The organism is Streptosporangium sp. NPDC023963, assembly GCF_040639135.1.
Lineage (GTDB): Bacteria > Actinomycetota > Actinomycetes > Streptosporangiales > Streptosporangiaceae > Streptosporangium.
This window is the reverse complement of the sequence record NZ_JBEZZK010000032.1, coordinates 27,807-41,898: the sequence shown is the minus strand read 5'-3', so window position 1 is coordinate 41,898 and position 14,092 is coordinate 27,807. Positions and strand designations below refer to the sequence as shown.

General features: G+C 68.9%; 12 protein-coding genes. 9 read left to right on the top strand and 3 right to left on the bottom strand.

The window, feature by feature from the left end; translation table 11 throughout:
- The coding region (locus AB0F88_RS43815) for a non-reducing end alpha-L-arabinofuranosidase family hydrolase (protein WP_362698459.1) at nt 1-189 on the top strand (189 nt) is incomplete at its 5' end.
- Between the two features lie 164 nt (nt 190-353).
- Nucleotides 354-1,724, top strand: a complete 1,371-nt coding sequence (locus AB0F88_RS43810) for a PHB depolymerase family esterase (RefSeq protein ID WP_362698456.1) — start codon at nt 354-356, stop codon at nt 1,722-1,724.
- 182 nt (nt 1,725-1,906) lie between these two features.
- Here AB0F88_RS43810 and AB0F88_RS43805 read toward each other — a convergent pair whose 3' ends face one another.
- Nucleotides 1,907-2,650 carry a FadR/GntR family transcriptional regulator gene (locus tag AB0F88_RS43805; protein ID WP_362698453.1) on the bottom strand — a complete coding sequence of 248 codons (744 nt, stop codon included), beginning with the start codon at nt 2,648-2,650 and terminating at the stop codon, nt 1,907-1,909.
- A gap of 567 nt (nt 2,651-3,217) precedes the next feature.
- Between AB0F88_RS43805 and AB0F88_RS43800 the strand changes: the two genes are divergently transcribed.
- The 3 genes from AB0F88_RS43800 (at nt 3,218) to AB0F88_RS43790 (ending at nt 7,801) form a co-directional block, all read left to right on the top strand.
- Nucleotides 3,218-4,579, top strand: a complete 1,362-nt coding sequence (locus AB0F88_RS43800) for a lectin (RefSeq protein ID WP_362698450.1) — start codon at nt 3,218-3,220, stop codon at nt 4,577-4,579.
- 244 nt (nt 4,580-4,823) lie between these two features.
- Nucleotides 4,824-7,211, top strand: a complete 2,388-nt coding sequence (locus AB0F88_RS43795; RefSeq protein WP_362698447.1) for a ricin-type beta-trefoil lectin domain protein — start codon at nt 4,824-4,826, stop codon at nt 7,209-7,211.
- 206 nt (nt 7,212-7,417) lie between these two features.
- The gene (locus tag AB0F88_RS43790; RefSeq protein WP_362698444.1) at nt 7,418-7,801 is read left to right on the top strand and encodes a hypothetical protein; all 384 of its coding nucleotides are present in this window, start codon (nt 7,418-7,420) and stop codon (nt 7,799-7,801) included.
- Nucleotides 7,802-7,881: 80 nt separating this feature from the next.
- Here AB0F88_RS43790 and AB0F88_RS43785 read toward each other — a convergent pair whose 3' ends face one another.
- The gene (locus AB0F88_RS43785) at nt 7,882-8,730 is read right to left on the bottom strand and encodes a fumarylacetoacetate hydrolase family protein (protein ID WP_362698439.1); all 849 of its coding nucleotides are present in this window, start codon (nt 8,728-8,730) and stop codon (nt 7,882-7,884) included.
- A gap of 114 nt (nt 8,731-8,844) precedes the next feature.
- Nucleotides 8,845-9,615, bottom strand: coding sequence for a FadR/GntR family transcriptional regulator (locus AB0F88_RS43780; RefSeq protein ID WP_362698436.1), 771 nt, complete (start codon nt 9,613-9,615; stop codon nt 8,845-8,847).
- Nucleotides 9,616-9,754: 139 nt separating this feature from the next.
- Between AB0F88_RS43780 and AB0F88_RS43775 the strand changes: the two genes are divergently transcribed.
- The 4 genes from AB0F88_RS43775 (at nt 9,755) to AB0F88_RS43760 (ending at nt 14,069) form a co-directional block, all read left to right on the top strand.
- Nucleotides 9,755-11,029 (top strand): extracellular solute-binding protein, encoded by a 1,275-nt coding sequence (locus tag AB0F88_RS43775; RefSeq protein ID WP_362698433.1) that lies wholly within the window; start codon nt 9,755-9,757, stop codon nt 11,027-11,029.
- A gap of 166 nt (nt 11,030-11,195) precedes the next feature.
- A complete protein-coding gene (locus AB0F88_RS43770; RefSeq protein WP_362698430.1) occupies nt 11,196-12,023 on the top strand; it encodes a sugar ABC transporter permease in 828 nt (275 codons plus the stop codon).
- Nucleotides 12,023-12,850, top strand: a complete 828-nt coding sequence (locus AB0F88_RS43765) for a carbohydrate ABC transporter permease (protein ID WP_362698427.1) — start codon at nt 12,023-12,025, stop codon at nt 12,848-12,850. Before AB0F88_RS43770 ends, AB0F88_RS43765 begins: the two co-directional genes overlap by 1 nt.
- A gap of 25 nt (nt 12,851-12,875) precedes the next feature.
- Nucleotides 12,876-14,069: a mandelate racemase/muconate lactonizing enzyme family protein gene (locus AB0F88_RS43760; protein WP_362698424.1), complete on the top strand. Its 1,194-nt coding sequence runs from the start codon at nt 12,876-12,878 to the stop codon at nt 14,067-14,069.
- Nucleotides 14,070-14,092: the final 23 nt, after the last annotated feature.

Below are 14,092 nucleotides of genomic sequence, written 5' to 3'. Positions count from 1 at the left end.
GTCAACAGCGGCGCCACCTGGACCAACGACATCAGCCACGGTGAGCTGCTGCGCACCAACGCCGACCAGACCATGACCGTCGACCCCTGCAACCTCCAGCTGCTCTACCAGGGCCGCGACCCCAGGTCCGACGGCGTCGACTACGGCCTCCTGCCCTACCGGCCCGGCCTGCTGACCCTGCAGCGCTGACACCGTGACAGCCGATCCGACTCCCCTGCTGACCATCCTTCCGTCCTGATGAGAGGGCCTCCGGTGCGGCGCGATCCGCCGCACCGGAGGCTTCGGCGTAGGCCTTGGCAGGGCAAGCCGTCGGCGGAGTGGCTGGAGGCGTCCCGGCAATCGAAAGGCATGACGTGAAACGAAGGCTCAGGGCCGTACTGGCGGCCGCCATCTTGCCCTTGTTGATCGCGGTCTCGCTCCTGGCGGTACGGCCCGCCGCGGCAGCGTCGCTGACCCAGGTGACCAACTTCGGCACCAACCCCACGAACCTGAACATGTACATCTATGTTCCGGACAGGGTCGCGGCACGGCCGGCGATGCTGGTCATGGTCCACTACTGCACCGGCACGGCCGCCGGGGTCTTCAACAGCGTCGGGCGCGACTACGTGACCGCGGCGGACCGGTACGGGTACATCATCGTGGTCCCCGAGGCCACCCGGGAGGGACGCTGCTTCGACGTCTCCACCCCTGCCGCGCTCAGGCGCGACGGCGGCGGCGACTCCACCGGCATCATGTCCATGGCCGCGTGGGCCCGGCAGCGCCACAACGTCGATCCCGCCCGCATCGTGGTCAGCGGCTTCTCCTCCGGCGCGATGATGACCAACGTGCTCGCCGCCCAGTACCCGGACGTGTTCACGGCCGCCGCGGCGTTCTCCGGCGTCCCCGCCGGGTGCTTCGCCACCACCAACGGCTCGCTGTGGAACAGCCAGTGCTCCGGCGGGAACCTCATCAAGACCGCGCGGCAGTGGGGCGACCAGGCGCGGGCGATGTATCCCGGGTACACCGGCCGCTATCCCCGGATGCAACTGTGGCACGGCAGCACCGACACCACGCTGGCCTACCCGAACTTCGGCGAAGAGATCAAGCAGTGGACCGACCTGCACGGGTCGAGCCAGACACCGGCGTTCACCGACAACCCCCGGTCGGGCGTGACCCGGACCCGGTACGGCGCCACCACGACCCAGGCTCCCGTCGAGGCGTTCAGCTTCGCGGGCCACGGCCACTCCCTGCCGCTGGACGGCATGTTCCCTCACGCCATCACGTTCCTCGGCCTCGACGGCGGCGCGAACCCGTCTCCGTCGCCCACTCCGACTCCGACGGTGACTCCGACGCCGGGAACGGCCGGGGGAATCCGGGGTGTGGGCTCGGGCAGGTGCCTCGACGTGAGCGGCGTCTCGCAGGCCAACGGCGCCGCGGTGCAGCTGTGGGACTGCAACGGCCAGAGCAACCAGCAGTGGACCTCGACCGCCGCGAACGAGCTGCGGGTCTACGGCAACAAGTGCCTGGACGTGGCCGGCCAGAGCACCGCCAACGGCGCCCTGGTCCAGATCTGGGACTGCAACGGCCAGAACAACCAGAAGTGGCGCCTCAACACCGACGGCACCATCACCGCCATCGGCGCGAACAAGTGCCTGGACGTGCCCAACAGCGCCACCGCCAACGGCACCAGACTCGCCCTGTGGACCTGCAACGGCGGAGGCAACCAGCGCTGGACCCGAACCTGATCCCACCGGGCGAACCCGCCCCGGCCGGGTTCCTCACCCGGTCGATCCGAAGCCGGTCCGCGGCAGGCTCACGCGGACCGGCGCGACCGCGTCGGGCGCGCCCCGGCTGTGTCCTGCCCGCCCTGCCCGCCCTGCCCGTGCGGTCCGCTCGCGGGGAGTCGATCGGTCGGCGAGAAGGGGGGTCAATCGGTCGGCGAGAAGATGCGCTGCTGGATCTCCCTGCGGTAGTCGTCCAGCGTGTTGTCGATGTGCGTCGCCGCGGCCTGGGCCGCCGCTTCCGGGTCGCCTGCGCGGATGGCCTGGTAGATGGCGTCGTGTTCCTCGACGGCCTTGGCCGCGTGCCCGCCTATCGAGCCGCGCAGTCCGATGAGGTTGGACTGGGCCTGCAGCCGGCGGACCTCTCGCACCGCTATCTGGAGGAACATGTTGTGCGAGGCCGTCGCGATGGCGGCGTGGAAGGCGTCGTCGCCCTCGATGAAGAGATCCTCGCGCCCGTTGTCGAATCCGTAGCGGCACACCCCGGCCGACTTCTCGATGTCTCCCAGCTCCGCCGGGGTCGCGCGGCGGGCGGCCAGCCGGCTGGTCTCCATCTCCTGGGCCCGGCGGAACTCGAAGAGCATGTAGACGTGGTCCAGGTCGGTGGGCAGGAAGAAGGACGCCCAGCGGCCGGTGCCGAGCATCCCCTCGTCGTCGGCCACGTAGAGGCCGCGCCCCTTCTGGGCGCGTACCCGGCCGAGCGCCGAGAGTATCTTCACCGCCTCGCGCACGACGGTCCGGCTCGTGCCCAGTTGCCGGGCCAGCTCGTTCTCGGTGGGCATGCGGTCGCCGGGCCGCAGGCGCAACCGGCTGATCAACTCCAGCACCTGCTCCGCGGCCACCTCGTAGCCCGGCCGGTACGCGCCTTCCGCGCGCGGAGTATCGATCACGCTGCCGCTCCCCTCCCTGCCACCACCTCCCCAAGAGTACGGCCAACTGACGGCCGGACCAGCACCAATCCTTACCGATTGTCCGGCATTGAATGCTACACATCTGACGTGCTTCCGAGTCCGCCCATCGATGGGGAGGAAAGGGAAAGCCGTCTAGCTGCACTTATATGCGGAAGGGTTCCCACTCCGGCAAAGGCCCTCTTGTGATGAGTCGGAAATAAGTGGGCTTAAGGTCTTGACGCGCCTCAGCGCGAGGAACGTAATTAGTAGCTAAGTCTCCGGGATGCCTCCTGTCGGGGGTCTCCTCCTCGGCTGGACCGCATCTGGAGCGGGGCACTCCGCGGCTGTCGTGGCCTGACCGCCTCGGGCTCACGCAGTCCCTCCGGGATACGGCCGTTCGGCGACACCGGCAAGAACCGGCCGGGTGCGGTGTTCGGCGCGGGAACCAACGAAACGGCGTCGAGCCACCATGCCTGCCGGCTGAGGCTCTCACCCCCCAACGAAGGAGAACCAAGTGGCGTCCCCATCCAAACGTGTCGATGTCCGAACCGCAGGAGGAGTGACGTGATGTTGAAGCACAGATCCCTCTTCGGGGCGATCGCGGCCGCGGCGCTTCTCGTCCTGTCCACGGGTCACGCGGCGCTGAGCAACAGCGCCGGCGCGACCACGTCGTCGACGGGCACCGCCGCCCTCGCGCCGACCGCCGGGTGCGGCAAGGCCCCGGCGCTGACGAGCGGCACGCGCACGATCCAGAGCGGCGGCAAGACGCGCTCCTACATCCTGAGGCTCCCCGACAACTACAACAACAACACGCCCTACCGCGTGTTCTTCGGGTTCCACTGGCGTGGCGGCACGATGAACGAGATCGACTCGGGCGGCACCAGCGGGTACCCCTGGTCCTTCTACGGCATGCGGCAGATGTCGAACAACAACGGGATCTTCGTCGCGCCCCAGGGCATCGGCAACGGCTGGGCCAACTCCAACAACGAGGACGTCGTCCTCGTCGACGACCTGAACAGGCTGCTCGACGCCTCCCTGTGCGTCGACACCACGCAGCGCTTCGCCATGGGCTTCAGCTACGGCGGCGGGATGAGCTACTCGCTCGCGTGCAGCAGGGCGACGGTCTTCCGCGCGGTCGCGGTCTACGCCGGCGCGCAGCTCAGCGGGTGCAGCGGCGGCAACGAGCCCATCGCGTACATGGGACTGCACGGCATCGGTGACAACGTCCTCAACATCTCCCAGGGACGGTCGCTGCGCGACAGGTTCGTCCGTAACAACGGCTGCACCCCCCAGAACCCGCCGGAGCCGGGTTCGGGCAGCAGGACGCACATCACCACCACCTACTCGGGGTGCCGTGCCGGGTACCCGGTCGTGTGGGCCGCCTTCGACAACGGTCACATGCCCGGCCCCGTGGACGGGACCTACGCCGAGAGCGGCATCACCACCTGGACCAAGGGGGAGGTGTGGAGGTTCTTCTCGCAGTTCGGGAGCGACCCCGACCCCACTCCGTCTCCGACTCCGACGGTGACTCCGACGCCGGGAACGGCCGGGGGAATCCGGGGTGTGGGCTCGGGCAGGTGCCTCGACGTGAGCGGCGTCTCGCAGGCCAACGGCGCCGCGGTCAACCTCTGGGACTGCAACGGCCAGAGCAACCAGCAGTGGACCTCGACCGGCGCGAGCGAGCTGCGGGTCTACGGCAACAAGTGCCTGGACGTGGCCGGCCAGAGCACCGCCAACGGCGCCCTGGTCCAGATCTGGGACTGCAACGGCCAGAACAACCAGAAGTGGCGCCTCAACACCGACGGCACCATCACCGCCATCGGCGCGAACAAGTGCCTGGACGTGCCCAACAGCGCCACCGCCAACGGCACCAGGCTCGCCATCTGGGACTGCAACGGCGGAAGCAACCAGCGCTGGACCCGAACCTGATCCCTTTTCCGGACCTCTGAGACACCTTCAGGATCCCTCGCCGGGGAAGGCACCGCCCCGGCGAGGGATCCCCTTCCACTGCAGGGGTACTTTCACCGCCTGCCCGCCCCCCGGGGGGCAACGCGTCGTCCGCACCCGGACGACCGCGCCCCGGACGGCGCGAGGACCGGAGCCGTACCCGCCGGGCCGGCTCCGATGGGATGTTCCGTCGGCCGCTCCCCCACCCCCCACATAAGGAAATCCTGTGTTCGAATTCTCGTACTCCGCGATGCGGAGACTGGCGTTGGCCGGAGCCACCGCGCTCGGGCTGACCGCCGCGGCCGCCCTGGTGGCGCCGGTCTCCCCCGCCTCGGCGGCCACCACGACCCTCTACGCCTCCCCCTCCGGTACCGGCACCAGCTGCTCCACGGCCCAGCCGTGCTCGTTGCCCGCCGCGCAGACCGCGGTGCGGGCGCTCACCGGCGCGATGTCCGGTGACATCGTCGTGGAGCTGGCCGCCGGGACGTACCGGCTCTCCGCGCCGCTCCGGCTGACCGCCGCCGACTCCGGCAACAACGGCTACACCGTCAAGTGGCAGGCCGCCGCGGGCGCCCGTCCCGTCGTCAGCGGCGCCAGGGCGGTCACCGGGTGGTCGCTCGCCGACTCCGGGAAGAACATCTGGCGGGCCAACGTCGGCACCGGGGTCGACACCCGGCAGCTCTACGTCAACGGCGCCATCGCCACCCGCGCCCGCACCCAGGTGAACCGGGCGGACTTCACCGCGAACAGCAACGGCCTCTCTTTCAGCAACGGCGCCCTGGGCTATCTGAACAACCTGGCCAACAAGAGCCGGGTGCAGATGGAGGCCGTCAACTCGTTCACCGACCGGTACGTGTCGGTGCAGAACATCACCGGCAACTTCATCTCGATGCAGCAGCCCGGCTGGAGCAACAACAACTTCGGGTACGACACCTTCACCAGCCCGCACCGGGCGGGACCGCTCTACCTGTCCAACGCCTACGAGTTCCTCGACGCGCCGGGCGAGTGGTACCTCGACCCCTGGACCGGGGCGCTGTTCTACATCCCGCTGTCCGGGCAGAACATGAGCACCGTCAGCGTCGAGCTGCCGCAGCTGCAGTCGCTGGTCAACGTCGGCGGCACCTACGACGCGCCCGCGCACCACATCGCCTTCACCGGCATCACGTTCACCGGCACGACCTGGATGGCGCCGAGCGGCAACCAGGGCTACGTCGACCAGCAGACCGGCGTCTACATGGCCGGCAACTGGAGCTGGCCCGCCTTCACCTCCTGTCACAACGGCTGCCCGCAGTTCGAGGCCACCCGGCCGAACTGGTACCAGATGCCCGCCGCCGTGCAGGTGTCGGCCGCCAACAACATCACCTTCAGCGACTCGCAGTTCTTCAACCTGGGCCAGACGGCCATCGGCATCGGAAACGACGCCAACGCCCACGCCAGCGGGGTCGGCCTGGGCGCGAGCAACATCACCGTCACCCGCTCCGAGATCGCCCGCAGCTCGGCCGGCGGCATCGTGGTCGGCGGCGTGCGCGCCGACGCCCACCACCCCGGTGACCAGCGGATGGTCAACCGGAACGTCACCGTCAGCAACAACCGCATCCACGACCTCGGCGTGGAGTACCGGGGCATCGTCTCGGTCCTGACCACCTACGTCAGCACCTCCGCCGTCACCAACAACGAGGTCTACAACATGCCCTACACCGGCATGTCGATCGGGTACGGCTGGGGCGCCAACGACGCCGGCGGCAGCGAGCACTACGCCGGCCGCGGCCTGTACAACTACCAGCCGCGCTACAGCACGCCCACCACCGCGTCCAACAACCGGCTCTCCGGCAACTACGTGCACGACGTCATGCAGCAGATGAACGACGGCGGATGCATCTACACGTTGTCGGCGAACACGGGCGGGCTGATCAGCGACAACTACTGCCTGCGGACCAACGGCTACTTCGGCGTCTACTTCGACGAGGGATCGCGGTACTACACCGCCCGCAACAACGTCTTCTCCTCCACCGGCACCTGGGCCACCGCCAACTACTGGTACGCCGAGAACATGGGCAACTTCACCGTCACCGGCAACTGGTCGACCAACGGCAGCACCAACGTGACCAACGGCGACCGCGGCAACGTCGTCAACAACAACGTCACGGTCACCAACGGCAACTGGCCCTCGGGCGCCCAGGCCGTGATGGCGGCCGCCGGACCCCAGGGAACCACCCCCCAGCCCCAGGGGGTGCAGCTCGTCGGCGTCCAGTCGAACCGCTGCCTCGACATCCCCAACTCCACCACCACCAACGGCACCCAGGCCCAGCTGTGGGACTGCGGCACCGGCACCAACCAGCGCTTCACCCACACCCCCTCCAAGCAACTGCAGGTGTACGGCAACAAGTGCCTGGACGCCAACGGGCAGGGCACCGCGAACGGCACCCAGGTGATCATCTGGGACTGCAACGGCGGGACCAACCAGCAGTGGAACGTCAACGCCGACGGCAGCATCACCGGCGTGCAGTCCGGCAAGTGCATGGAGGCGACCAACTTCGGGACCGCCAACGGGACCAAGGTCCAGCTGTGGTCCTGCACCGGCACGACCAGCCAGAAATGGACCCTGCGCAACTGATCCAGCCGGTCTCACACCTTCGCCGGGACGGTCCACCGTCCCGGCGAAGGCCATCGCCCGGACACCCCGGCCGCGCAAGGCCGGGACGGGGAGACCGCCCCGGACGGACCCACCTGTCCGGAGCGGCCCGGGGGACGTCGTCACCGGAACGCGGTGCCGGGCGTCCCCCACCCCGACGACACCACCGATACGAGGGAAAGCGCCGAATGAGCACGCCAGGCGACATCGACGACCTCCTGCTCCACCTGGAGCGTGAAGGCCTCGTCCTCCATCTCGGCATCGGAGACGCCACCGTGTGGTTCGCCGCCGAGTTCCGCGAGCGCATAATCGCCGAACGGCTGGCGATGCTGCCCGACGAGCCCCTGGTGAGCGTCGCCACGGCCGCCGCGGTGCTCAACGTCCCGCACTCCCACGTCATCGCCGAGGTTCACGCCGCCACCCTGGCCGGTTACGACGGCGGCCGGCAGGTCCAGGTGCGGCGCGACGCCCTGGTGCGGCGCATCACCACCCTGGGCCTGCCCTGCCCGGCTCCCTCCGCCGATCCCTCGGACCTCCCCGACAGCCCTACGCGGGAAAACACGCGTCCGTAACCGCCGACCTCACCGGGAGCACTTCCGTGCCGGCCCCCTCCCACGCGCCTCCGCGCGCTCGGGGAGCGTTTCCTCCGCTCTCACGCCTGCCCCATCCGCTGACACTGGCGGCCGAGGCCGTCGATCTCGAGCTCGACCACGTCGTCCGCCCGCAGGTACGCCTCCGGGCCGATGCCGAGGGCGACCCCGGCGGGGGTGCCGGTGTTCACCACGTCGCCCGGCTCCAGGACCATGAACTGGCTGAGGTACCAGATCACGTGATGGACGCCGAAGATCTGGTTCTTGGTGCTGCCGTTCTGGCGGAGTCGCCCGTTGACCCACAGGCGCAGGCCGAGCGCCTGCGGATCACCCACCTCGTCCGGGGTGACCAGCCACGGGCCCAGCGGGTTGAACGTCTCGCACGACTTGCCCTTGTCCCACTGGCCACCGCGTTCGTTCTGGAACTCCCGCTCGGAGACGTCGTTGGCGATCGCGTATCCGGCGATCACGCCCGCCGCCTCCCGCGGAGAGGACAGATAGCGGGCCGTGCCACCGAGGACCACCGCCAGCTCCACCTCGTAGTCGGTCTTCACGCTGCCGCGCGGCACCAGGACCTCGTCCTCGGGGCCGACGACCGTGTTGGGCGCCTTCATGAAGACCACCGGCTCGGCGGGGATGGCGGCACCGGTCTCCTCCGCGTGGTCGGAGTAGTTCAGCCCGATACAGATGATCTTCCCCGGCCTGGCCACCGGAGCGCCGATCCGCTCGTACGGCCCGGCCTCGGGCAGGCCGCCCTCGGCGAGGGCGGCACGCACCCGCTCGACGCCTCCCCCTGCGAGGAACGCGCCGTCGATGTCGGCCGTCAGTCCCGACAGGTCCAGCACCCTGCCGTCGGGCCCCATGACGCAGGGCCGCTCCTGACCCGGCGGCCCCACCCGAAACAGTTTCATGAAAAGCCTTCTTCCACTTGGTTCGCAGGCATGCCCATCGGGCCGAGCCTGGCGGATTCATCGGATCGGAGTAAAGTCGACGGACCCCGCACGCCGATCGAGCGGGGTTCGCGCTCAGCGCTCCAGGCGCACGGGCTCGTCCGGCCCGCCGCGACGGACGAGCCAGGCGTCGGTGATGTGCTTGAACATCGCCTCGGCGGCGCCGCCGGGGTCGTGGGCGGCGATGCGCTCGTAGATGCGGCGATGGCCGAGGTTGGACGCCACGCACAGGGCCCGCTGAGGCTGGCCCATGTAGCGGGCGGTGTTGATGACCTGGCTCTCCAGGGCCCGCACCACGCCACGGGCGATACGGTTCCCGGACGCCTGCATGATCACGTCATGGAAGGCGCGGTCGTGGTCGGCGTACGTGACATGATCGTCCACGAGCTCGTCCATCCGGTCCACCAGCGCGCACAACCGGTCGACGGTGTCCTGGTCCGCGAGGCGGGCGGCGAAGTTCGCCATGTCGGACTCCAGCACGCGCCGGGTGACGACGAGGTCGTCGAGGATCGCCAGGCTCTCGTCCTCGGCGATGGTCGCCGCGAGGACGAGCTCGTCGAGCATGTCCCACATCGTCGGCGGGGTGACGATGGTGCCGCTGCCCTGGCGGACCTGCACCAGCCCCTTCTCCTGAAGGATCTTCACCGCCTCGCGGACGACGGTCCTGCTCACCGAGAAGGCGTCGCAGAGCGCGGGCTCGGCGGGCAGCGGCGTACCCGGGGGGTGCACTCCCCGGACGATGCGCTCCACCAGCTCCGCCGTCACCGCCCTGGCGAGGTTCGCCGGCCGTCGTACCCATGCCGGCGGGGACGCGACGCTCGGCGGCGACTCCTGCGATGTCGTCATATCTCCTCCGGTGCCCCGGGCGGCGCCACATTTCGACATCAGTATATGTCACACATATTGACGTCAGACGTCATACGAATTACGTTTCGCCTCAAACCGCGGCCGGGCGAGCCGGCCGTCCTCTGGAAAGTGAACATCAATGAAGCAGCGAACATTGTGGTCGGTCGCCCTGGTCGCCGGCCTGGCCTTAGCAGGCTGCGGGAGCGCCACCCCGCCCGCGGCGGCGCCGAGCGATTCCGCCAAGGCCACGAAGCTCGTGGTCTGGGACTGGAAATCCGGTGACGCGGCCGCGGCTTCCTACATCAAGAAGGCGAAGGACGACTTCGCCAAGAAGCATCCCGGCGTCACGGTCGAATTCGTGGCCCAGCCGTTCGACCAGTACTACACCCTGCTGGGCGCGGCCATCCAGGCCGGCACGGGACCGGACGTCATGCTCTTCAACGGAGGCGGCCAGATCCGCGACCGCGTGGACTCGCTCCTCCCCCTCGACCAGTACGTCGCCGAGGACAAGGAGCGCCTGGCGGGCTGGGACGCGTTCAGCAAGGACGGCAAGATCTACGGCGCCCCGGTGACGTTGCAGGGCCATCCGATCTACTACAACAAGACGCTTTACGAGAAGGCCGGACTCGACCCGGCGAGCCCCGCCACGACGTGGAAGGAGTTCGTCGACGACTGCGCCACGATCAAGCAGAAGGCCGGGGCCGACTGCTTCGCGCTCGGCAACAAGGAGGGCGCCGGCATCCAGTTCTTCATGTCGGGTCTCGGCTCGGGCATCCTGACGGCGCAGGAGTACGACGACTGGATCGCCGGGAAGCGCGCCTGGGACTCTCCCCACGTGAAGCAGATCTTCCAGCTGTGGAAGGACGCCGGCGACTCGGGGCTGAACAACAAGGGCGGCAACTCGACCGCGATGTTCAACGACGCCTTCACGATCTTCAACTCCGGCAAGGCCGCCCACATCATCGGGCTGATGTCGGACATCGGGCACTGGAAGGACTTCAGCGAGTTCCTGGGCGACGACAAGGTCGGCGTCATGTCGTCCCCGGTCGTCACCGACGGGACCACCCCGAGCCTCGCGTACGACGGCGGCATCGGCTACGCGGTCGCGAAGGGGGCGAAGGACCCGAAGGTGGCCGCCGACATGGTGCGGTCGCTGACCACGACCGACGCCCTGACCTCCTTCTACGCCGACGCCGGCGCGATCGCCTCCGACACCACGATCGACGTGTCGCAGGGCCCCGTGGCCGTCGGCACGATCGTGTCGCAGCTCAAGGAGGGTAAGCCGGCCCTGCACGTCGCGTTGTCCTCGAAGACCCTGGACCTGATGGGAAGGCTTTCCCAGCAGCTCCTGAGCGGATCGGCGACCGTCGACGAGGTGGTGGAGCAGCTGGCTGCCTCGGATCGGGCGAGCTGATCTCGTGCCGATCCGAGATTCGTCACCGTTGGTCCGCCCGGTCGACTCCGGGCGGGCCGGCGGGGAGGGGGCGAGGCGACGGGCACGTCCCGATGGGACCGGGCCCGTTTCCCGCCGCCCGACCTCGCGCACGTGGCGTTCCGAACGCCTCGCGCCCTACGTACTGGTGGCTCCGGCCCTGCTGATCATCGTGGCGCTGCGGCTGTGGCCGCTGCTGCTGGGCGTCAACTTCTCCTTCACGGGCGACGGCGATCGCAACGGCATGATGGTCGGTTTCGACAACTACCTGGAGATGTTCCAGGACGCGACGTTCCAGAGCGCGCTGCGCAACGTCGGGTTGCTGGTGCTGCTGCTTCCCGTGGCGGTGGCCATCCCGGGCCTGCTCGCGACGTTCATCTACCTGCGCGTGCCCGGGCACCGGGTCTTCCGCAGCGTCTACTTCTTCCCGGCCGTGCTCTCACCGGTGATCGTCGGTGCGATCTTCAACCTCATGCTCGCCTTCGACGGCTCGTTGAACACCGTCCTCGCCGTGATCGGCGTCGGCCCGGTCGACTGGCTCGGCGACCCGGACGTCGCCATGTTCGCGGTGGTCGGCGTGCACATCTGGGCGACGTTCGGAATGGCACTGGTGGTGTTCCTCGCCGGATTCGCCACCCTGGACCCCGCGCTCCTGGACGCGGCCCGGATGGACGGCGCCTCGCTCCGTCAGACCATCTGGCACGTGATCATCCCGGGCCTGACCCGCACCATCCAGTTCGTCTTCGTGACCACGATGATCGGGATGCTGACGTCCATGTTCGGCCTGCTGTACATCATGACCAGCGGCGGCCCGGAGGGTTCCACCTACCTTCCGGAGTACTACGTCTGGATCCAGCAGGGACAGATGAACCGCCCCGCGCTCGCCTCGGCCGCCTCGACGGTTCTCTTCCTCATCATGCTCGTGGTGGGGCTTCTGCAGATCAGCGTGCTCCGCCGCGCCGGAAGGGAGGACTGATGCTCGGCAAACGTCTGGGCAAGTGGGTGCTCGCCGTTCCGATGGCGCTTCTCGCGCTGGCGACGATCTATCCCCTCGTGTTCACCGTCAACGTCGCGATGAAGACCCGGCGTGACTACGTCCTCGACCGGTTCTCCCCGGTGACCTCCCTGAACTGGGACAACATCGTCACCGCGTGGACCAGCGTCGGCATGGCACGATACTTCGCCAACTCGCTCATCGTGGTGACGATCTCGGTGGTCGTCCTGCTGCTCCTCGGGTCGATGGCGGGCTTCGCGCTGAGCCAGCTGCAGTTCCGCGGCTCCAAGGCGCTCTTCCTGGGCTGTCTCGCGGCGCTGTTCATCCCGTTCCAGGTGATCATGGTGCCGCTCACGCGGGTCATGGCCGACAGCGGCCTCATCGACACCTACCCGGGACTGATCCTGGCCTACGTCGCGCAGTTCCTCCCGTTCACGATCTTCCTGATGACGAGTTACTACAAGACCGTTCCGAGGGAGATCATCGACGCGGCGAGAATCGACGGGAACACGACGTACGGCGTCTACCGGCGGGTCATGCTGCCGATAGGCATTCCGGCGCTGCTGTCGGTCGGCATCCTCAACGCCCTGTTCTGCTGGAACGACGTGCTCATCTCCCTGCTGATGATGCCGTCGGCCGACCACCGCACCCTCATGGTCGGGGTCACGTCGCTGCGCGGGCAGTACTCCGACGACATTCCCACCTTCGCCTCCGGGGTCCTGATCGCCGCGGTGCCCGTGTTGATGGTCTATCTCTTTCTCCAACGTCAGATCGCCGACGGCGTCACCGCCGGTTCCACGAAGGGCTGACATGCGTATTTCGGGGTATCGCACTTTGAAGACGGTCCAGGAATGGGACCGTCCTGTCGGTGACGCCAACGGCGTCTACGCCGACGGGGTCGTCCCGGTGTCGATCATCATGGTGGACACCGACGAGGGGATCACCGGCGTCGGCGTCGGGCCGCACGTGGAGCTGGACAACGTCTTCGCCGCCATCGAGGGTGAGGACCCGCGCGGCGTCACGGCGCTGTACGACCGCATGCTGCGGCAGACCTTCAAGGCGGGCCACGCGGGCGCGGTGTTCGGGACCATCGGCGCGCTCGACACCGCCCTGTGGGACATCAAGGCGAAGGCGGCCGGTGAACCGCTCTGGCGCCTGCTGGGCGGGCGCGACAGGCGGGTTCCCGCCTACGCCTCGGGCCTGGACATCGGCCTGACCGACGACGAGCTCGTCTCGGTGTACGAGGTCTACGCCCAGCACGGCCTGCGGGCTGCCAAGATCAAGGGCGGCCTCGACATCGAGCGGGACCGGCACCGCCTGACGCTGGTCCGGGAGGTCCTGACCGAGGCGGGGCGCGGAAAGCGGCCGGGCCTGATGCTCGACGCGAACGAGGCCTGGTCGCGCAAGCAGGCGATCCGGCACGTCTACGAGCTCGAGCGCACCCTGGATCTCACCTGGATCGAGGAGCCCGTCCGGCGGTGGGACGCCGAGGGCCTGGCCACCGTCGGCCGCGGGATCCGCGCGTCGGTCGCCACCGGGGAGAACCTCACCGGGCTCGAGCAGTACCGTCCGCTGCTGGCCGCGGGTGCCGTCGACATCGTCCAGGCGGCCGTGGTCTGGGGGATCACCCACTTCCTGCGGGTGTCCGCCCTGGCGCACGCCCACGATCTGCCGGTCAGCCCGGTCGGCAACGTCCCGGTCGGGCTGCTGCACGCCGCGACGTCGGTGCCGAACCACATGGCCAGCGAGCTGCAGGACCTGCGTCCGCCGCTCGGGGTGTCCCTCGACCTTCACATCGAGGACGGCGCGTTCCACCTCGGGGACTCGCCCGGCCTGGGTCTCAGGGTCGACGAGGACGCCATCAGGGGGCTCACCCGCCGGCCGGGCACCCTGTCGGCCGACGGTCCCGGCGTCCGGCCGGAACAGGCCGGCCGGCGGCTGCTGGCGGTGTCCGACAACGGTCACGTCGCGCAGCAGCGCCTGCTCGCCCCCCTGGTCATGGACGGTCAGCACCGGACGCCGGGGTGAGTCCCGCCATTTGACGCCGACCG

Bases quoted from the DNA above. Each gene is read 5' to 3' on its own strand.
- AB0F88_RS43800 (WP_362698450.1), top strand. From the start codon at position 3,218: ATGTTGAAGCACAGATCCCTCTTCGGGGCGATCGCGGCCGCGGCGCTT.
- AB0F88_RS43790 (WP_362698444.1), top strand. From the start codon at position 7,418: ATGAGCACGCCAGGCGACATCGACGACCTCCTGCTCCACCTGGAGCGT.
- AB0F88_RS43785 (WP_362698439.1), bottom strand. From the start codon at position 8,730: ATGAAACTGTTTCGGGTGGGGCCGCCGGGTCAGGAGCGGCCCTGCGTC.
- AB0F88_RS43780 (WP_362698436.1), bottom strand. From the start codon at position 9,615: ATGACGACATCGCAGGAGTCGCCGCCGAGCGTCGCGTCCCCGCCGGCA.
- AB0F88_RS43775 (WP_362698433.1), top strand. From the start codon at position 9,755: ATGAAGCAGCGAACATTGTGGTCGGTCGCCCTGGTCGCCGGCCTGGCC.
- AB0F88_RS43765 (WP_362698427.1), top strand. From the start codon at position 12,023: ATGCTCGGCAAACGTCTGGGCAAGTGGGTGCTCGCCGTTCCGATGGCG.